The organism is Enterobacter cloacae complex sp. IR5384 (assembly GCF_049237265.1).
In the GTDB taxonomy this organism is placed as follows: domain Bacteria; phylum Pseudomonadota; class Gammaproteobacteria; order Enterobacterales; family Enterobacteriaceae; genus Enterobacter; species Enterobacter cloacae.
Map to the genome: position 1 here is coordinate 36,136 of NZ_JBMKHJ010000019.1, position 18,112 is coordinate 54,247.

An 18,112-nucleotide genomic window follows, 5' to 3' on the forward strand; every position below is an offset into this window, starting at 1 on the left:
ATGAAGCTATGTCTGGTGAGTATGTCACACGTCTTTTTCCGCGCCATACGCGCGGTGTTTTCCCGTAAAACGTTGCGCCTGAGTCTGCCTTGTTTATTGCTGGCGGGGTGTGTTTCCCATGTGCCAAAAAGTGCCATTAGCGATAAACAGGAAGATAAATGGCCAGAGAATCAGCTGGCAGATTTTCTCTCAACCCGCTGCGACGACATCTGGAACCTGTCGGGGCATGACGTCGAAACCAATCCTCTGTTCTGGCTACGCGGAATAGACTGCGCGCAGCGTCTGGCTCCGGTTGAAGCCCGCTCAAAAGCGGCGATGCTGGACGACGATACCTGGCAGGACGCCTTCAAGCGCGGAATATTGCTTGGAGATGCCAAAATTACCCCTGTCGAACGACGCACGAACGTCACGCGGCTCGACACCTTTGTCGCAACGCTTCCCGCTCAGGTACGCCCGATTTACCAGCTCTGGCGCGATGGGCAGACATTACAACTTCAGCTGTCTGAAGAGCGCTCCCGTTACAGCAAGCTGCAACAGTCAACCGACAGCGAGCTGGATACCCTGCGTCAACAGCAACAACATTTGCGTACGCAACTGGATACCACGACCCGTAAGCTGGAGAACCTGACCGATATCGAAAGACAGCTCTCGTCGCGTAAATATCAGCCTGGGAGTTCATCTGCTGCACCGGACAGCGATACACCGAAACAAGAGGATGTGAAGCATGACGAGCCGTAAACCTGCCCATCTCCTGCTGGTGGATGACGATCCCGGTTTGCTCAAGCTGTTGGGAATGCGTCTGGTCAGTGAAGGCTACAGCGTCGTGACGGCTGAAAGCGGGCTGGAGGGGCTGAAAATTCTCGCCCGGGAGAAAATTGACCTGGTGATAAGCGACCTGCGGATGGATGAAATGGATGGCCTGCAGCTGTTCGCAGAGATCCAGAAGCAGCAGCCGGGCATGCCGGTGATTATCCTGACGGCGCATGGCTCGATCCCGGATGCCGTCGCGGCGACACAGCAGGGGGTATTCAGCTTCCTGACCAAGCCGGTGGACAAAGACGCGCTGTATAAGGCCATCGACAGTGCGCTGGAACATGCTGCCCCGTCGAGCGATGAGGCGTGGCGGGAGCCGATTGTCACGCGTAGCCCCATCATGCTGCGTCTGCTGGAACAGGCCAGGATGGTGGCGCAGTCTGACGTCAGCGTCCTGATTAACGGGCAGAGTGGCACCGGGAAAGAGATCCTGGCACAGGCCATCCATAATGCCAGCCCGCGCAGCAAAAACGCCTTTATTGCCATTAACTGCGGCGCACTGCCTGAACAACTGCTCGAATCTGAACTGTTCGGCCACGCCCGCGGTGCGTTCACCGGTGCAGTCAGCAGCCGGGAAGGCCTATTCCAGGCGGCGGAAGGCGGTACGCTTTTCCTGGACGAGATTGGCGACATGCCTGCGCCGCTGCAGGTCAAATTACTGCGCGTGCTGCAGGAGCGAAAAGTGCGCCCGTTGGGCAGCAACCGCGATATCGACATTAACGTGCGCATCATCTCCGCCACGCACCGTGATTTACCAAAGGTAATGGCGCGCAATGAGTTTCGTGAAGATCTTTACTACCGCCTGAACGTCGTGAACCTGAAAATTCCGGCGCTGGCCGAACGTGCGGAAGATATCCCTTTGCTGGCGAATCACCTGCTGCGCCAGTCTGCGGATCGCCACAAACCGTTTGTGCGGGCGTTTTCCACCGATGCGATGAAGCGGCTGATGGCCGCAAGCTGGCCGGGAAACGTGCGTCAGCTGGTCAACGTGATAGAGCAGTGCGTGGCGCTGACGTCGTCACCTGTCATCAGTGACGCGCTGGTGGAGCAGGCGCTGGAAGGCGAGAACACGGCACTGCCGACGTTTGCCGAAGCGCGTAACCAGTTCGAGCTAAACTATCTGCGTAAGCTGTTGCAGATCACCAAAGGTAACGTGACCCACGCGGCACGCATGGCCGGACGCAACCGCACCGAGTTCTATAAGCTGCTGTCACGCCATGAACTGGAAGCCAACGATTTTAAAGAGTAGTACCGCAAACTTCGAATGAATATGATACTGTGAGCAATCGATTACGACGCAGCTTACAGGCAAGAGTTTAAGGACCCACCATGAAAAAGATTGATGCGATTATTAAACCTTTCAAACTGGATGATGTACGTGAAGCGCTGGCGGAAGTGGGCATCACCGGTATGACCGTGACCGAGGTGAAAGGTTTTGGTCGTCAGAAGGGCCACACCGAGCTTTACCGTGGTGCAGAGTACATGGTGGACTTTCTGCCGAAAGTGAAAATTGAAATCGTGGTAAGCGACGATATTGTCGATACCTGTGTGGATACCATTATCCGTACGGCGCAAACGGGTAAAATTGGCGACGGTAAAATCTTCGTCTTTGACGTGGCGCGTGTCATCCGTATCCGTACCGGCGAAGAAGACGACGCCGCGATTTAACATTGCCAGCAGTTTTGCAGACCGGGTCAGGCGCAACCGCCATCTGGTAAAAAAAAAGCCCCTCGAACGAGGGGCTTTTGTATTACAGCACTTTATGCGGTCCAAAACATTCGTAATGGATGTTGTCTTTATTGACGCCCAGTTCAACCAGCTGTTTCGCGGCATACTGCATAAACGCCACCGGACCGCAGACGTAGAATTGCATCTCCGGCGCGCTGAACGCGCCTTCATGCTGGCGTAAATCCATCAACCCTTCGCTGTCAAAGCGGGCCGCTGTACGATCGGCATCCGTTGGCAGACGATACCAGGTGTGCGCGGTGAAACGCGGCAGGGTAGCACCCAGCGTTTTCACCTCATCAGCAAAGGCGTGCACATCCCCGTTTTCAGCGGCGTGGAACCAGTTAACCTGCGCGCTGTGGCTGGATTTCGCCAGCGTGTCCAGCATCGCCAGCATTGGCGTTTGACCCACACCCGCAGAGATCAGCGTCACCGGGGTATTTACCTCAACGGCCATAAAGAAATCGCCCGCCGGCGCAGCCAGATGAACCACGTCGCCCACGCTGGCTTCGTTATGCAGCCAGCTGGAAACCTGACCGCCGTCCTCGCGTTTCACAGCAATACGGTAGCCTTTGCCGTTTGGCTTACGGGTGAGGGAGTACTGGCGGATCTCCTGATGCGGGAAACCTTCAGGCTTCAGCCAGACGCCGAGATACTGCCCCGGCTGATAATCGGCAACGGGTTGACCATCCACCGGCTCGAACTCAAAACTGGTAATCAGCGCGCTACGCGGCGTTTTCTCAACAATGCGGAAGGCACGGGTCCCTTCCCAGCCACCGTTCTTGCTGGCGTTTTCGCTGTAGATCTGCGCTTCTCGGTTGATAAAGACGTTTGCCAGCACGCCGTAAGCTTTGCCCCAGGCGTCCAGTACCTCCTGGCCCGGGCTGAACATCTCGTCCAGCGTCGCCAGCAGGTGACCGCCCACAATGTTGTACTGCTCGGGTTTGATCTGGAAACTGGTATGCTTCTGCGCGATTTTCTCCACCGCAGGCAGCAGGGCTGGCAGATTTTCTATGTTGCTGGCGTAGGCCGCGATGGCATTGAAAAGCGCTTCCCGCTGATCGCCGTTACGCTGGTTACTCATGTTGAAAATCTCTTTCAACTCCGGGTTGTGCGCGAACATGCGGTCGTAGAAATGAGCGGTGAGCTTAGGGCCTGTCTCCACCAGCAGGGGAATGGTGGCTTTAACGGTAGCGATGGTTTGAGCGTCGAGCATGAGCGCGTCCTTCTGATGTGAACTTAATGATGTATTTTAAATGCATCTTATAAAAATAACCCTGCGATGTAAATGGTTCTTTGCAAGATGAAATATATGCATCACAAACCTGAAAAGAAATCCGTTGAAAATGACGAGGGCTTTATTCCTCAAACCCTTGTGTGGCGTAAAGGAAAACGTTTGCGTAAATTCGTTTGTCAAGACCTGTTATCACAGAACTATTCAGTTATACTGTTGCCCGTCGTCCAACAGGACTGCCTTTTCAGGCCAAATTTTACTTGTTAGCTGAGTCAGGAGATGCGGATGTTAAAGCGTGAAATGAACATTGCCGATTATGATGCCGAACTGTGGCAGGCTATGGAGCAGGAAAAAGTACGTCAGGAAGAGCACATCGAACTGATCGCCTCCGAGAACTACACCAGCCCGCGCGTCATGCAGGCGCAGGGTTCTCAGCTGACCAACAAATATGCTGAAGGTTACCCGGGCAAGCGCTACTACGGCGGTTGCGAGTACGTTGATATCGTTGAGCAACTGGCGATTGACCGTGCGAAAGAACTCTTTGGCGCTGACTACGCTAACGTCCAGCCGCACTCCGGCTCTCAGGCAAACTTCGCGGTCTACACCGCGCTGCTGCAGCCGGGCGATACCGTTCTGGGTATGAACCTGGCGCAGGGCGGTCACCTGACTCACGGCTCCCCGGTAAACTTCTCTGGCAAACTGTACAACATCATCCCTTACGGTATTGATGAGTCAGGCAAAATTGACTACGAAGACATGGCGAAGCAGGCTAAAGAGCACAAGCCGAAGATGATCATCGGTGGTTTCTCTGCTTACTCCGGTATCGTTGACTGGGCAAAAATGCGTGAAATCGCAGACAGCATCGGTGCTTACCTGTTCGTGGATATGGCGCACGTTGCCGGTCTTATCGCCGCGGGCGTTTACCCGAACCCGGTACCTCATGCTCACGTTGTGACCACCACCACGCACAAAACCCTGGCGGGTCCACGCGGTGGCCTGATCCTGGCGAAAGGCGGCGATGAAGAGCTGTACAAAAAACTGAACTCCGCTGTGTTCCCAAGCGCACAGGGCGGCCCGCTGATGCACGTGATCGCGGCAAAAGCCGTCGCGCTGAAAGAAGCGATGGAGCCAGAGTTCAAAGTCTACCAGCAGCAGGTTGCCAAAAACGCCAAAGCGATGGTGGAAGTGTTCCTGAACCGTGGTTACAAAGTGGTGTCCGGCGGTACTGAAAACCACCTGTTCCTGCTGGATCTGGTTGATAAGAACCTGACCGGTAAAGAAGCTGACGCCGCTCTGGGCCGCGCCAACATCACCGTGAACAAAAACAGCGTACCAAACGATCCGAAGAGTCCGTTCGTGACCTCCGGTATCCGTATCGGTTCTCCGGCTGTTACTCGCCGCGGTTTCAAAGAAGCGGAAGTGAAAGAGCTGGCTGGCTGGATGTGTGACGTTCTGGACAATATCAATGACGAAGCGGTTATTGAGCGCGTAAAAGCGAAAGTTCTGGATATCTGCGCACGCTTCCCGGTATACGCATAATTCTTCTGCTTAGCAGAACTAAAAAAGGCCGCGTTCGCGGCCTTTTTTTATGTCTTAGCGTCGGTCGAGGGATATTGCTCCCGGTCCCACAATGGCCAGCAGGATAAATGCGCCAGCAATACTGACGTTCTTGTAGAAATTAATCATATTCGGCACAACCGCATCCCCGGTCATGTCCCAGTAATGGTGACCAATAACTGCCGTGCCCAGCGTGTAGAACACAAACAGTACGGCGAGAGGTCGGGTGAAAAAGCCCAGCACGATCAGGATGGCGGCAGGAACTTCCATCACCACGGCGATAATGGCCGCCAGCATGGGCATTGGCGCGCCAAGCGACGTCATATATTGTACGGTGCCGTTAAACCCCGTCAGTTTTGGATAGCCGAAGATAATAAAGAGTACGACAAGCGCGATACGGGCAATCAACAACAACAGGTGGCGTGACTGACCGAAATCGAAATAGCGAAGTGAGTTCATGGCAGAAAACCTCTGCAAGTGGAGTAATTTAAACGTAATACACATTTTCGTTCCCTGCCATAAGCCAGACGACTGCACTGAATGTTAATTTTTCGTTAATTTATAGCAGGCTATCTACTTGCTTAATTTTTATATTCTCGCCAGACTATGGCCTCCATTTCGGGAGGGATTCATGGTCTTGCATTCCACGCGCTGGCTGGCGCTCAGCTATTTCACCTATTTCTTTAGTTACGGTATTTTTCTGCCTTTCTGGAGCGTCTGGCTCAAGGGAATTGGCCTTACTCCGGAAACCATCGGTGTCCTGCTGGGGGCGGGGCTGGTGGCGCGTTTCCTTGGCAGCCTGCTGATTGCACCGCGCGTCAGCGATCCCTCCTTACTCATCAAAGCGGTGCGTATTCTTGCCTTGTTAACGCTGGTCTTTGTGGCCTGCTTCTGGGTCAGCCATCAGTTTGCCTGGCTGATGGTGGTGATGGTCGGCTTTAACCTGTTCTTCTCCCCGCTGGTTCCCCTGACGGATGCCCTGGCAAACACCTGGCAAAAGCAGATCACCATGGACTACGGTCGCGTGCGCCTGTGGGGCTCCATTGCGTTTGTGATTGGCTCTGCGCTGGTGGGGAAACTGGTCAGCCTTTACGATTACCACGCCATTCTGGCCCTGCTAAGCATCGGTATCGCCTCGATGTTGCTGGGCATGCTGCTGCGACCGTCAGTCATGCCGCAAGGCGAAAGTCGCCATCAGGAAAGCGCAGGCTGGCCCGCCTGGCGAAGCCTGGTGGAGCAAAGCTGGCGTTTTCTGGCCTGCGTCTGCCTGCTTCAGGGGGCGCACGCGGCGTATTACGGCTTCAGCGCCATTTACTGGCAGGGCGCCGGTTACTCTGCCTCTGCCGTGGGCTACCTGTGGTCGCTTGGCGTGGTGGCCGAAGTGATTATCTTTGCGCTCAGCAAGAAACTGTTCCGCCGCTTCGGCGCGCGCGACCTGCTGCTGCTCTCCGCCGTGTGTGGCGTGGCGCGGTGGGGCATTATGGGCTGGACGACCGAACTGCCCTGGCTGATCGTGGCGCAAATTCTGCACTGCGGCACCTTTACCGTCTGCCATCTGGCGGCCATGCGCTATATCGCCGCGCGTGAAGGCGGGGATGTGATTCGCTTGCAGGCGGTCTATTCTGCGGTGGCGATGGGCGGCAGCATTGCCGTGATGACGGTCTTTGCGGGCTTCCTGTATCAACATCTGGGACACGGCGTGTTCTGGGTAATGGCACTGGTCGCGCTACCGGCGATGTTTATTCGCCCGAAAGTGGCCGCGCGCGCCTGACTACGATTCCAGCATGGCGCGAATATGTTCTTGCTGCTGTGCGTTCAGCGATTCCACAGCGTGGATCAGCGGCGGTGAGAACAGGGGCAGGGCGGTGGGGTAAGGGGTAATGACCAGCGCCGCTTCGCGCGGAGCCCCCTCTTTCTGAAAAGCCTGCAGCGTCAGATAACGAATATTGAGCGGCAGCAGCGTTAGTTCGCGCAGCTGTTGTTCAATCACCTCTTCACAGGATTTGTCCTCTCCGGTTAATAACACCACCTGTTTTTCGTGCAGATCGGTCTCCTGCATCAGCCAGGCGCCAAAAATCACCGCCACCAGACTCATCTCTTCATCAGAAAAACGCAGGCCAAACTCCGCTTCCAGCTCAAACAACGCCTCCTTGGTGGTGCGTAACAGACGGGGGTAAAGGCGATGGATCTCTTCTGGCAGGCTGTTGTCGATGCCGATCTCAAACAGCGACCGGTCCAGCGCCTGTGCCAGATGAACGTAGAGCTGATCGGTCAGCCCTTGTTCATCGCTGAAGTTCATTCCTGTCTGGGCGCGAAAACGGGCAATCATCCGCACGATGGCCCGGCGCAGACGCTGATCCTGCTGATGTTTATCGAGCACCGGATCGGGCGTGCGCAGCATCATAAACAGCAGCGCGAGGAACAGTTGTTCGTCGCTGTGGGTTCCCTGCGGCACGCGGCGTTTCCAGTGACGCACAATTTCCTGCGCCGTAAAGTATTCCCCTCGCGACTGTGTCCAGTTGCGCTGAACGGGGGAAAACTGCGGCGTATTGCCCAGGTGATGCTGGATCAGACAATACTGCAAGAAGAGCTGTAAAAACTGCACGTCACGGCAGTCAAAGGGGCGCTGTAGCTTTCGGGAACAGAAGCTGATCAACGCCCGCAGATTCGTATCGTCATAAAGCGGACGCGCGATGCCCTGCTGTTTAAGCGCGGTTTTAAGCGCCGGGGTAAACTGTTGCGAAACAAAATGTGGGCACAGGCGGAGCGCCCTGCGCAGCCAGTGCAGCAGACATAAACGCTGATTCAGGACCGTGCCTTCAATCCGGTAGCTGCCGTCATGGTGCGTGACAATGTCCAGCCGGTGATAGCGCTGGATTTCATCGCGCGTCTCGGCTATATCTTGCCGTGCCATGGCGTCGTCCACGCCGTTGGTTGCGATTATGCTCTGTGCGGTGACGGCAGCATCGGGCAGGTAAAGCATCAAAAGCACCTGGCAGCGGCGCTGCGAACTGGAAAGCACAGATGGAATTTCAAGCGTTGTCATCATCTGTTGGGTATCCAGTGTGAATGTCTGGTAAGAATAGCTAAAGGATCGACGCTGAAAAGCGTACCGGCAGCCCTTTCACTCAGGATTGCTGGCGAACATCACAGAATTTTTGACGTGAGGAATTGATGCAAACAGTTAAACACAGCGCGATGGCGTTATTTTTGGCGGTTATCACTTTCACCGCCGGCGCGCATCCTCACAGTTTTATCAGTCTCAAAACCGAGCTGGTGACTGACGGAACCCACTTGAGTGGCCTGAAAATGCGCTGGACGATGGATGAAATCACCTCGGCCGATCTCCTGTATGACGCGGGAAATGCAAAGCCAGGCGATGAGATCTGGAAAAAGCTGGCGGCGGAGGTCATGGCCAACGTGCTGGGACAGCACTACTTCACCGAGTTCTGGCATAACGGACAAAAGGTGAAGTTTATGAATCGCCCGACGGAGTACGGCATGTCGCGCGACGGTCATCAGGCGGTGCTGACGTTTGTTCTCCCGCTGGCGCATCCTCAGCCGCTGGCAGGACAGACGTATACCTTTTCCACCTTCGACCCCACCTATTACGTCGATATGAGCTATGCGAAGGAGAGTGACGTGACGCTACCGACTACCCTGCAAAAATCCTGCAAACTCGCTGTTCATACGCCAAAACCCAGCGAAGAGACGCTCAACTTCGCCGTCTCTCTGGATAAAGAGGATGCCCCTCCTGAAGATATGGAACTGGGTAAACAGTTTGCACAGCAGGTGACGTTACAATGTCAGTGATCGCCTCTTCCGCCCGCAAACCACGTCGCTGGCTTCATCTCTGGCCGCTGGCGCTCTTTTTATTGCTGGCCGTGTGCGGCGCGCTGTGGTTATGGCAGGCCTGGCCGCAGGTTATGATGAAAAGCATTCTCTGGCAGCGTGACGTTAACCAGCAGATGAGCGGGTTACTCAAGGCGGTGGCGGATAACCCGACAAAAGCAGGTGGTTCCCTGCTGGCATTCAGTTTTGTCTACGGGGTGCTGCATGCGCTGGGGCCGGGGCATGGCAAGATTGTGATCGCTACCTGGCTTGCCACGCATCCCTCGAAGCTGAAATCGAGCATCGGTCTGACGCTGGCCTCTTCGCTGCTGCAGGGCGGCGTCGCTATCGGGCTGGTAGTGGTCGTCCTCTCGCTGTTACAGCTTCCCGCTCGTCAGCTGCACCTGAGCAGTTTCTGGCTGGAGAAGGGAAGTTATGCGCTGGTGGGCGTGCTGGGGGGGATCCTCTGCTGGCGGGCGCTGAAAAAACTGCGCGTACTGCTGCAAAAGCCAACCTTCAAATCCTTTACGCCACATCATGTCCATGATGCCCACTGCGGCTGCGGACATCAGCATCTGCCTACGCAGGCGCAGTTGCAGAGCGGCGACGACTGGCGTGCGCGGGTGATGATTGTTCTTTCAATGGGGATGCGACCATGTTCAGGCGCGATCATGGTGCTGCTGTTCAGCAAAGTGATTGGCGTATTCGGCTGGGGCATGCTCTCTGCGCTGGCTATGGCGGCAGGAACGTCCCTGACCATTTCGTCACTGGCATTACTGGTTCACAGCTTCCGTCAACTGGCGGTAAAACTCAGCGGCAATAAGACGCCGGTGCTGTGGCGACAGGTTGGCTGGACGACGCTCGCGCTGGCGGGCGGGGTGATTCTGCTGGTAGCGGCGGTGACGATGTGGATGAGTGCGGTGCCGGTGGGAAGGGGATTGCGGCCGTTTTAGCGACGTACGGTCTGATCCTCCTCAACCACGGGTGCTGTCGCTTATTGTTAATCCCAGTTACCATAGGGGTAGGTTTTACCTTTGATGAAATCCTGCGTTGACTGGATGACGTTAAACGTACCGCCGGGAACGATGTAGTCTTTGCACAGGGTTAGAGCGTTGCCGGAGCGGGTCCACATCTTCAAGGGTTTGACGGGCAGGCTGGGGCGTCCGGCGAAATCTGAAAACCAGATTTTGACTTTGCCTCCGGGGGAGAGGCCAAACACCATTCTGTTGTACCAGACTGGAGCGCCAGATGGGCGGGTATGTTCGGCGGGTGTTTTCATTCGCAGCCAGGTTTCCGGTCCGAACACGGCACTGGTTTCGTAAGTTTGCTGGTCAATATAGGATTCCCAGCAGAAGACAATATACTGCGGGGGGGCTTTGGCTTTGTTAAATTGACCGCCAAAGCCATGTGCATTCTCAGGCCATCTATCAACAGAGCCAGGATCCCTGGACGTCGGATCAAGAGTATTGAACGTATACAGATAACCATCCGTGTCGATGACTCTGGCGTGATTTACCATAGACGGTAATTCTCTGGGGGTTATAAATAAAAAAAACCACTTGTCATAGGGAAGCGTCCAGTCCCCTCTGGCGGCCTGTTTTGACTGTAAAGGATGAAATTTTTGTGGGCTGCAGCCTGCAGCCGTAAGCAGCAGGGCAAGCGCCAGCACGTTGCGTTTTTTCATCGTTTGTTTCCATCCATGTTGTAAATCGTTCTGATCCAGTTCTCGTCCGGCCTGTTAACAAAACCGATGGTTTCGGACGCAGAGGCTCCACCCTGTAATTCACCGGACTGTTTAAGCTCCACGGCGTTCCAGTGAGCTGAGCAGTGGATGTATCTTCTGGCAATCACGTCCACGTCTTCAGGCGTAAAACCGGTTACACATCGGTGCTGACGGGCCGCTTTACCCATCTGCCGGGCGCGTTCGCTCAACGGCTTCAGTTCATCTGGTAAGGCGTGTGTTTTGATATTGTCTACGTCAGCAAATAACGCCCCGGCCTCAATCGCTGCATCAACCATGACCCGTAGCACCACCTTTGACCAGTCAAAAAAGACCGTGCGATGACGCAGCGTCAGGGCGGAAAAGGTCCGTTTTTGCGGCTGGCTGTAGCGATCTGGCGGGGCGAAATCATCTTCCCAGACGTCCGGAGTGATGGCATTGGTTCGAATGACGGGCATGATGGCCGGTGAATGCTCAAGCACGCGTAGCTGCGCCATCGTCTGCTTGTAAACATGCGATTGCGGACCGGGCTGCTTGTGAGGCAGGGTTTCCACCAGCGGGCGGGTGAGAAAGAGGTCTTCCCGCAACTGGGGCAGATAGCCGCCGCCGATATCAGAATGAGCGCCGGGAAGCGTGAGCTCCGGCCAGGCAGGGGCGACGCTGTTGAGGGCAAAGTTATAGCGGCATTCGTGCTGGGCTGTGATGTGGAATACTTTTTCCGCCACGCCGGGACGCAGGCGTATGTCGACGCTACCGGTATTCGCACTGTGTGGATTTAGGCCATTCATTACCGTACCGACGGCTGCCACGGTGTCCATAATGCCAAGGAAGCGGGTTTTACCTGCGGGAGCTCCACGGTATATATATTCGTCCATCCCAGTCTGAATTGCCTTGATAATGGTACGGTCTTCTGACTGGACGCGGTTGGCGAAGTGACGAGCCGCCGCCGCACCACGGCTGAAGCCGAAAATATCAAACAGCAGGGTATCGACGACAAACTTCCCTTTCAGTAAACCAAGCGCTGCATCTATGGCTGTCGCCAGCTGCGCTACCGCATCATCAGTTTTGGCGATAATCCCAGTCTCTGCCGTACCCAATCCAAGCCCTATCGGATTATCGGGTTCTCCAGCTCGAGTTCCAATGCCTTCGACATAAACAGTATTTTGAATGTAACTACTCTCTGGGGGAAAAGTTATTTCATACAGTTCATTCAACCAGTGAATATTCGTGTAACACCCCAGATAGCTGCCCGCCCCGACCCCACTAATCCCCATCTTCTCCGATGCATTTCTGGCGAGAATGGTTGCCGCATCCGGGCTGTTAATATCAAAGTGCTGTGCCGTCAGAGCCTCAAGCATGTTCCGGGTGTTCACCGCATTATTGCCGGTGCCATCGAAAAATATCCCCAGCACCAGCGTTACTCTCCGTTCAGGCTGCTCTTCGGGGAGGAGAGTCTTCTGCACCACCGGAAAAAGACGGCTGTAATTTTCCGGCGTCAGCAGATAATCAAATTCGGTACCGGTGATAAGATGGCGACTCAGAATATAATCATAGTTAATCGAAATATATTCATAGTCCATATCATTCATCTTTGAATGAAGCTGAATGGACCGTATTGATGCACCACGTAATTCGATAAGATAATACTTTTCCATATGACCGTATCGATTAGTGCGGTAAATATCAAAGGTAAGCTTAAGACGTTCATTATTATTGATGGCGTTACTGAATAACGGAGAGCTTTTATCCAGGAGCTTACAGAATTGCAGTCCGCGATGGTGAAGCCGACCACCGGTACCGCTCGCTTCCTGCATCAGGCTGAAAACAAAGATTTCATCTTCATGCCCCAGCTGGTAGCGGTTGCCGACTGAAGTCAGAGAACCACAGCCAGCAGAAATCCGTCCCTGAATATCGCCCTCAAGCGTTAAATAAATAAGGTTGCTCATTTATTTTTCCTGAGTGGGGCGTTTAGTCAGAAAGTATCGTAATGAAAAAATTGAAAAGGCAATCTGCTATAAATCAAATTACAGAGTAAATACTGATGATTATTTAGGCGTAAAAGGAACGGCTAATAAAAAATCCCCGATGATCAATATCGGGGATTTATGTACAAACAGCATTGGGGAAATAACCGCTGAGCGCAGTTACCGGGATTAACGCTTCAGCGCATCGCTCAGTTCATCACGCATGTTTGCCAGCATGGCTTTAACAACGCGTGGGTTACCTGCAACGATGTTGCCGGTAGACATATAGTTATGGCCGCCGGTGAAATCGCATACCAGTGCGCCTGCTTCACGCGCGATCAGCTCGCCCGCAGCAAAGTCCCACGGCTTCAGCGCCAGTTCGAAGTAACCGTCAACGCGGCCGGTCGCCACGTAGGCCAGATCCAACGCGGCTGAGCCGGTGCGACGGAAGTCCGCGCATTCGGTGAACAGTTTGCCGAGGATATTCATGTAGGTGGTTGCGTGCTGTTTCGCCTTGAACGGGAAACCGGTCGCCAGAATGGTGCCGTCCAGATCGCGTGCATTGCTGCAGCGCAGACGGTAACCGTTCAACTGCGCGCCCTGACCGCGGGTAGCGGTGAACAGTTCGTTACGCATTGGATCATAAACAACGGCAACTTCAGTACGGCCTTTAATGCGTACTGCGATAGACACAGAGAAGTGTGGCAGGCGTTTAACGAAGTTGGTGGTGCCATCCAGTGGATCGATAACCCATTGAACATCCTGATCGGTACCTTCATGTTCACCGCTTTCTTCGGTGATGATGGTGTGCTGTGGGTAAGATTTGCGGATCGTTTCGATAATAATCGCTTCTGCGGCTTTATCGACGTTAGTCACGAAATCATTGCTGCCTTTCTGGCTGGTTTCTACGGAGTCTGGCGTTTCGTAGTGTTTGGCAATTACATTACCCGCCTTGCGCGCTGCGCGCACGGCGATGGTCAGCATCGGATGCATCGGTCTCTCTCACTGGATGTTAAAGAACAGGAAAATCGGCGCAGAGTATAGCAGCGGGATCGGAATATGTCTCTCGTTTATGATAATATGCCCGAATATTCTTTAGACACTGAATTCAGACATCCAAAACTATGCTGCAAAACATTCGAATCGTGCTGGTCGAAACATCGCATACCGGCAATATGGGCTCCGTTGCCCGCGCTATGAAAACCATGGGCTTAACGAATCTATGGCTGGTTAATCCGCTGGTGAAACCGGACTCTCAGGCCATCGCACTGGCCGCCGGTGCCAGCGACGTGATTGGCAACGCGCAAATTGTTGATACCCTGGACGAAGCGCTGGCGGGTTGCAGCCTGGTCGTCGGTACCAGCGCGCGTTCCCGTACGCTGCCGTGGCCAATGCTGGACCCGCGCGAATGCGGCCTGAAAAGTGTCTCAGAAGCGGAACAGGCGCCTGTGGCGCTGGTGTTTGGGCGTGAGCGCGTCGGCCTGACCAATGACGAACTGCAGAAGTGCCATTACCACGTCGCGATTGCGGCGAACCCGGAATACAGCTCGCTGAACCTGGCGATGGCGGTACAGGTCATTGCCTACGAAGTGCGGATGGCCTGGCTGGCGACCCAGGAGAAAGTGGCAGAACCGAAAGAAGAGACCGCCTATCCGCTGGTGGACGATCTGGAGCGCTTCTATGGTCACCTGGAGCAGACGCTGCTCTCTACCGGTTTTATCCGCGAAGGCCATCCGGGGCAGGTGATGAATAAGCTGCGTCGTCTGTTCACCCGTGCGCGTCCGGAAAGCCAGGAGCTGAACATCCTGCGTGGAATTCTGGCGTCGATTGAGCAGAAGAATAAAGAATAACGGTGCGCGTTGTTGCCTGGCGGCGCTGCGCTTGCACAGGCCTACGGTTTTGTAGGTCGGGTAAGCGTAGCGCCACCCGACAAAAACAATGAGAGCACGGAAGGTTAAATACCTGACTAAAACAGTCAAGTAAATAGTTGACCAATTTAGTCAGGAATGTCAGACTTGGCCCTGCTATGCAATACCCCATTTTACTATAAAAAACCCCGGGCAGGGGCGAGTTTGAGGTTAAGTAAGACATGAGACTGACATCTAAAGGGCGTTATGCCGTAACCGCGATGCTGGACGTTGCGCTCAACTCCGAAGCGGGCCCGGTTCCGTTGGCTGATATTTCTGAACGACAAGGGATCTCCCTCTCTTATCTGGAACAGCTGTTCTCCAGACTGCGTAAAAATGGACTGGTTTCCAGCGTTCGTGGCCCAGGCGGCGGTTATCTGCTGGGTAAAGACGCGGGCAGTATTGCGGTTGGCGAAGTCATTAGTGCGGTTGACGAATCCGTTGACGCGACCCGTTGCCAGGGGAAAGGTGGCTGCCAGGGCGGCGATAAGTGCCTGACCCACGCGCTGTGGCGCGATCTGAGCGACCGCCTGACCGGCTTCCTGAACAACATCACCCTTGGTGAACTGGTGAATAACCAGGAAGTTCTGGATGTATCGGGCCGTCAGCACAGCCAGGAATCTCAACGCAGCACCCGCGCGCAGGACGCTATCGACGTTAAATTACGCGCGTAATAAAAAGATAAGTATTTCAGAATCAGGCCGGGGCGAAGCTGCCCCGTGTACTCGGTCGTACATCCAGCCGGTTGCCTGATTCCTTGCATTGAAGCGATGTACGGAGTTTATAGAGCAATGAAATTACCGATTTATCTCGACTACTCCGCAACCACGCCGGTGGACCCGCGTGTTGCCGAGAAAATGATGCAGTGTCTGACCCTGGACGGAAACTTTGGTAACCCAGCTTCCCGTTCACACCGTTTTGGCTGGCATGCTGAAGAGGCGGTGGATATCGCCCGTAATCAGATTGCTGACCTGGTGGGTGCCGACCCGCGTGAGATTGTGTTCACCTCCGGTGCGACCGAATCCGACAACCTGGCGATCAAAGGTGCAGCCAACTTTTATCAGAAAAAAGGCAAGCACATCATCACCAGCAAAACCGAACATAAAGCTGTGCTGGACACCTGCCGTCAGCTCGAGCGTGAAGGCTTTGAAGTCACTTACCTGGCGCCACAGAGCAACGGTATTATTGACCTGAAAGAGCTCGAAGCGGCGATGCGTGATGACACCATCCTGGTTTCCATCATGCATGTAAACAACGAAATCGGCGTGGTGCAGGATATTGCGACCATCGGCGAAATGTGCCGTGCGCGCGGCATCATCTATCACGTTGATGCGACCCAGAGCGTGGGCAAACTGCCTATCGACCTGAGCCAGCTGAAAGTCGACCTGATGTCCTTCTCCGGCCACAAAATCTATGGCCCGAAAGGCATTGGCGCGCTGTACGTTCGTCGTAAGCCACGTATCCGCATTGAAGCGCAGATGCACGGTGGTGGACACGAGCGCGGCATGCGTTCCGGTACGCTGCCTGTTCACCAGATCGTGGGCATGGGCGAAGCTTACCGTATTGCGAAAGAAGAGATGGAAACCGAGATGGCGCGCCTGCGCACGCTCCGTAACCGTCTGTGGGACGGCGTGAAAGATATGGAAGAAGTGTATCTGAACGGCGATCTCGAGCAGGGCGCACCCAACATCCTCAACGTGAGCTTCAACTATGTTGAAGGCGAATCGCTGATCATGGCGCTGAAAGACCTGGCGGTCTCTTCCGGTTCTGCCTGTACGTCTGCAAGCCTGGAGCCATCCTACGTGCTGCGCGCGTTGGGTATGACTGACGAGCTGGCACACAGCTCTATCCGTTTCTCTTTAGGTCGTTTCACTACCGAAGAAGAGATTGACTACACCATCAAGCTGGTTCGCAACTCCATCGGCCGTCTGCGTGACCTTTCTCCACTGTGGGAAATGTTCAAGCAGGGCGTGGATCTGAACAGCATTGAATGGTCACATCACTAATCGGTACATAAGGAGAATTCAATCATGGCATACAGCGAAAAAGTCATCGATCATTACGAGAACCCGCGCAACGTTGGCTCTTTTGACAACAGCGACGAGAGCGTAGGTAGCGGTATGGTTGGCGCGCCAGCCTGTGGCGACGTGATGAAGTTGCAGATTAAAGTCAACAATGAAGGTATCATTGAAGACGCGCGCTTCAAGACCTACGGCTGCGGTTCTGCTATCGCGTCCAGCTCCCTGGTCACCGAGTGGGTGAAGGGCAAGTCTCTGGACGAAGCACAGGCAATCAAGAACACGGATATTGCTGAAGAACTCGAACTGCCACCGGTGAAAATTCACTGTTCTATCCTGGCAGAAGACGCGATCAAAGCCGCCATTGCGGATTACAAAAGCAAACGTGAAGCAAAATAATTGAGGTTTGAGTATGTCGATTACCCTTAGCGACAGCGCTGCCGCGCGAGTAAGCTCTTTTCTGGCGAACCGTGGTAAAGGCTTTGGCCTGCGACTGGGCGTACGTACCTCCGGCTGTTCTGGTATGGCTTACGTACTGGAGTTTGTTGACGAACCAGCGTCCGATGACACTGTGTTTGAAGACAAGGGCGTGAAGGTGGTGGTCGATGGCAAAAGCCTGCAATTCCTCAACGGCACTCAGCTGGACTTTGTAAAAGAAGGCCTGAACGAAGGGTTCAAATTCACGAACCCGAACGTCAAAGACGAGTGTGGTTGCGGCGAAAGCTTCCACGTTTAATCGCGCGTCATCCGAAACCCCACCGTGGCTTTATTTGCTACGCGTGGGGTTTGTTCTAACAGGCTACCCCTGAGATTGTTATGGATTACTTCACTCTCTTCGGTTTACCCGCTCAATACCCGATTGATCTCCAGGCGCTGACGATCCGTTTTCAGGACCTGCAGCGTCAGTATCATCCGGACAAATTCGCCAGCGGTACTCAGGCTGAACAACTGGCTGCGGTGTCGCAATCCGCGACCATCAACCAGGCCTGGCAGACGCTGCGCCATCCGCTGGCGCGTGCTGAATATCTGCTTTCGCTCCACGGCTTTGATCTGGCGAGCGAACAACACACCGTACGCGACACGGCGTTTCTGATGGAACAGCTTACGCTTCGCGAAGAGCTGGATGAGATTGAACAGGCCAAAGACGAAGCGCGTCTGGAAAGGTTCATCACGCGCGTGAAGGGCATGTTTGATACCCGCCATCAGCAGATGGTGGCGCAACTGAACAATGAGACCTGGGACGTGGCGGCAGACACTGTGCGCAAACTCCGTTTTCTCGATAAACTGCGAAGCAGTGCTGAACAACTCGAAGAAAAGCTGCTCGATTTTTAATTTCGGAAGCA

General features: G+C 54.5%; 19 protein-coding genes. 13 read left to right on the forward strand and 6 right to left on the reverse strand.

Annotated elements, in window-relative coordinates; genetic code table 11:
* The 3 genes from qseG to glnB all read left to right on the forward strand — a co-directional run bounded on the left by qseG (position 1) and on the right by glnB (position 2,481).
* Entirely contained in the window at positions 1-738 is a 738-nt protein-coding gene (gene qseG, locus ACOTX3_RS15900; RefSeq protein WP_013098305.1) for a two-component system QseEF-associated lipoprotein QseG, read from the forward strand.
* On the forward strand, positions 725-2,062 hold the full coding sequence (gene glrR / locus ACOTX3_RS15905; RefSeq protein ID WP_013098304.1) for a two-component system response regulator GlrR: 1,338 nt from the start codon (positions 725-727) through the stop codon (positions 2,060-2,062). Before qseG ends, glrR begins: the two co-directional genes overlap by 14 nt.
* A gap of 80 nt (positions 2,063-2,142) precedes the next feature.
* Entirely contained in the window at positions 2,143-2,481 is a 339-nt protein-coding gene (gene glnB, locus ACOTX3_RS15910; protein WP_003860685.1) for a nitrogen regulatory protein P-II, read from the forward strand.
* Positions 2,482-2,563: 82 nt separating this feature from the next.
* On the opposite strand, the gene hmpA is transcribed toward glnB, so the two are convergent.
* Positions 2,564-3,754, reverse strand: coding sequence for an NO-inducible flavohemoprotein (hmpA, locus tag ACOTX3_RS15915; protein WP_058678276.1), 1,191 nt, complete (start codon positions 3,752-3,754; stop codon positions 2,564-2,566).
* Positions 3,755-4,057: 303 nt separating this feature from the next.
* Between hmpA and glyA the strand changes: the two genes are divergently transcribed.
* Positions 4,058-5,311: a serine hydroxymethyltransferase gene (glyA, locus tag ACOTX3_RS15920; RefSeq protein ID WP_013098302.1), complete on the forward strand. Its 1,254-nt coding sequence runs from the start codon at positions 4,058-4,060 to the stop codon at positions 5,309-5,311.
* A gap of 54 nt (positions 5,312-5,365) precedes the next feature.
* Here glyA and ACOTX3_RS15925 read toward each other — a convergent pair whose 3' ends face one another.
* Positions 5,366-5,788, reverse strand: coding sequence for a DoxX family protein (locus ACOTX3_RS15925; RefSeq protein WP_013098301.1), 423 nt, complete (start codon positions 5,786-5,788; stop codon positions 5,366-5,368).
* Between the two features lie 172 nt (positions 5,789-5,960).
* Between ACOTX3_RS15925 and ACOTX3_RS15930 the strand changes: the two genes are divergently transcribed.
* Positions 5,961-7,100, forward strand: a complete 1,140-nt coding sequence (locus tag ACOTX3_RS15930) for a 3-phenylpropionate MFS transporter (RefSeq protein WP_058678275.1) — start codon at positions 5,961-5,963, stop codon at positions 7,098-7,100.
* On the opposite strand, the gene csiE is transcribed toward ACOTX3_RS15930, so the two are convergent.
* Positions 7,101-8,378: a stationary phase inducible protein CsiE gene (gene csiE / locus ACOTX3_RS15935; RefSeq protein WP_045293500.1), complete on the reverse strand. Its 1,278-nt coding sequence runs from the start codon at positions 8,376-8,378 to the stop codon at positions 7,101-7,103. It lies immediately after the preceding gene.
* A gap of 125 nt (positions 8,379-8,503) precedes the next feature.
* On the opposite strand from csiE, the gene ACOTX3_RS15940 reads away from it, so the two are divergent.
* Together ACOTX3_RS15940 and ACOTX3_RS15945 are read left to right on the forward strand one after the other, a co-directional pair.
* Positions 8,504-9,142, forward strand: a complete 639-nt coding sequence (locus ACOTX3_RS15940) for a DUF1007 family protein (protein ID WP_127869096.1) — start codon at positions 8,504-8,506, stop codon at positions 9,140-9,142.
* Positions 9,133-10,113, forward strand: a complete 981-nt coding sequence (locus ACOTX3_RS15945) for a nickel/cobalt transporter (RefSeq protein WP_048972594.1) — start codon at positions 9,133-9,135, stop codon at positions 10,111-10,113. Before ACOTX3_RS15940 ends, ACOTX3_RS15945 begins: the two co-directional genes overlap by 10 nt.
* Positions 10,114-10,160: 47 nt before the next feature.
* Here the strand turns inward: ACOTX3_RS15945 and ACOTX3_RS15950 are convergent, their stop codons facing one another.
* The 3 genes from ACOTX3_RS15950 to suhB form a co-directional block, all read right to left on the reverse strand.
* Positions 10,161-10,844: a DUF2931 family protein gene (locus tag ACOTX3_RS15950; protein WP_058678274.1), complete on the reverse strand. Its 684-nt coding sequence runs from the start codon at positions 10,842-10,844 to the stop codon at positions 10,161-10,163.
* Positions 10,841-12,826 (reverse strand): type VI secretion system tube protein TssD, encoded by a 1,986-nt coding sequence (gene tssD, locus ACOTX3_RS15955; RefSeq protein WP_250116813.1) that lies wholly within the window; start codon positions 12,824-12,826, stop codon positions 10,841-10,843. The genes ACOTX3_RS15950 and tssD overlap by 4 nt, the downstream gene beginning before the upstream one ends.
* 207 nt (positions 12,827-13,033) lie before the next feature.
* A complete protein-coding gene (suhB, locus tag ACOTX3_RS15960; RefSeq protein WP_013098296.1) occupies positions 13,034-13,837 on the reverse strand; it encodes an inositol-1-monophosphatase in 804 nt (267 codons plus the stop codon).
* 131 nt (positions 13,838-13,968) lie between these two features.
* On the opposite strand from suhB, the gene trmJ reads away from it, so the two are divergent.
* From trmJ to hscB, 6 genes are all read left to right on the forward strand, one after another.
* Positions 13,969-14,694: a tRNA (cytosine(32)/uridine(32)-2'-O)-methyltransferase TrmJ gene (gene trmJ / locus ACOTX3_RS15965; protein ID WP_013098295.1), complete on the forward strand. Its 726-nt coding sequence runs from the start codon at positions 13,969-13,971 to the stop codon at positions 14,692-14,694.
* Between the two features lie 239 nt (positions 14,695-14,933).
* The gene (gene iscR, locus ACOTX3_RS15970; protein ID WP_013098294.1) at positions 14,934-15,425 is read left to right on the forward strand and encodes a Fe-S cluster assembly transcriptional regulator IscR; all 492 of its coding nucleotides are present in this window, start codon (positions 14,934-14,936) and stop codon (positions 15,423-15,425) included.
* A 117-nt stretch (positions 15,426-15,542) separates the two neighbouring features.
* On the forward strand, positions 15,543-16,757 hold the full coding sequence (iscS, locus tag ACOTX3_RS15975) for a cysteine desulfurase (RefSeq protein WP_003860663.1): 1,215 nt from the start codon (positions 15,543-15,545) through the stop codon (positions 16,755-16,757).
* A 24-nt stretch (positions 16,758-16,781) separates the two neighbouring features.
* The gene (gene iscU / locus ACOTX3_RS15980; RefSeq protein ID WP_003860661.1) at positions 16,782-17,168 is read left to right on the forward strand and encodes a Fe-S cluster assembly scaffold IscU; all 387 of its coding nucleotides are present in this window, start codon (positions 16,782-16,784) and stop codon (positions 17,166-17,168) included.
* Between the two features lie 13 nt (positions 17,169-17,181).
* Complete coding sequence (iscA, locus tag ACOTX3_RS15985) at positions 17,182-17,505, forward strand: iron-sulfur cluster assembly protein IscA (RefSeq protein ID WP_003860659.1); 324 nt, start codon at positions 17,182-17,184, stop codon at positions 17,503-17,505.
* Between the two features lie 80 nt (positions 17,506-17,585).
* Positions 17,586-18,101 carry a co-chaperone HscB gene (gene hscB, locus ACOTX3_RS15990; RefSeq protein ID WP_045293494.1) on the forward strand — a complete coding sequence of 172 codons (516 nt, stop codon included), beginning with the start codon at positions 17,586-17,588 and terminating at the stop codon, positions 18,099-18,101.
* Positions 18,102-18,112 lie beyond the last annotated feature (11 nt).

Coding starts and splice junctions, on each gene's coding strand:
- glnB (WP_003860685.1), top strand. CDS start 2,143: ATGAAAAAGATTGATGCGATTATTAAACCTTTCAAACTGGATGATGTA.
- hmpA (WP_058678276.1), bottom strand. CDS start 3,754: ATGCTCGACGCTCAAACCATCGCTACCGTTAAAGCCACCATTCCCCTG.
- iscR (WP_013098294.1), top strand. CDS start 14,934: ATGAGACTGACATCTAAAGGGCGTTATGCCGTAACCGCGATGCTGGAC.
- qseG (WP_013098305.1), top strand. CDS start 1: ATGAAGCTATGTCTGGTGAGTATGTCACACGTCTTTTTCCGCGCCATA.
- iscA (WP_003860659.1), top strand. CDS start 17,182: ATGTCGATTACCCTTAGCGACAGCGCTGCCGCGCGAGTAAGCTCTTTT.
- ACOTX3_RS15940 (WP_127869096.1), top strand. CDS start 8,504: ATGCAAACAGTTAAACACAGCGCGATGGCGTTATTTTTGGCGGTTATC.
- suhB (WP_013098296.1), bottom strand. CDS start 13,837: ATGCATCCGATGCTGACCATCGCCGTGCGCGCAGCGCGCAAGGCGGGT.
- ACOTX3_RS15925 (WP_013098301.1), bottom strand. CDS start 5,788: ATGAACTCACTTCGCTATTTCGATTTCGGTCAGTCACGCCACCTGTTG.
- csiE (WP_045293500.1), bottom strand. CDS start 8,378: ATGATGACAACGCTTGAAATTCCATCTGTGCTTTCCAGTTCGCAGCGC.
- ACOTX3_RS15950 (WP_058678274.1), bottom strand. CDS start 10,844: ATGAAAAAACGCAACGTGCTGGCGCTTGCCCTGCTGCTTACGGCTGCA.
- ACOTX3_RS15930 (WP_058678275.1), top strand. CDS start 5,961: ATGGTCTTGCATTCCACGCGCTGGCTGGCGCTCAGCTATTTCACCTAT.
- trmJ (WP_013098295.1), top strand. CDS start 13,969: ATGCTGCAAAACATTCGAATCGTGCTGGTCGAAACATCGCATACCGGC.
- glyA (WP_013098302.1), top strand. CDS start 4,058: ATGTTAAAGCGTGAAATGAACATTGCCGATTATGATGCCGAACTGTGG.
- glrR (WP_013098304.1), top strand. CDS start 725: ATGACGAGCCGTAAACCTGCCCATCTCCTGCTGGTGGATGACGATCCC.
- tssD (WP_250116813.1), bottom strand. CDS start 12,826: ATGAGCAACCTTATTTATTTAACGCTTGAGGGCGATATTCAGGGACGG.
- ACOTX3_RS15945 (WP_048972594.1), top strand. CDS start 9,133: ATGTCAGTGATCGCCTCTTCCGCCCGCAAACCACGTCGCTGGCTTCAT.
- iscU (WP_003860661.1), top strand. CDS start 16,782: ATGGCATACAGCGAAAAAGTCATCGATCATTACGAGAACCCGCGCAAC.
- iscS (WP_003860663.1), top strand. CDS start 15,543: ATGAAATTACCGATTTATCTCGACTACTCCGCAACCACGCCGGTGGAC.
- hscB (WP_045293494.1), top strand. CDS start 17,586: ATGGATTACTTCACTCTCTTCGGTTTACCCGCTCAATACCCGATTGAT.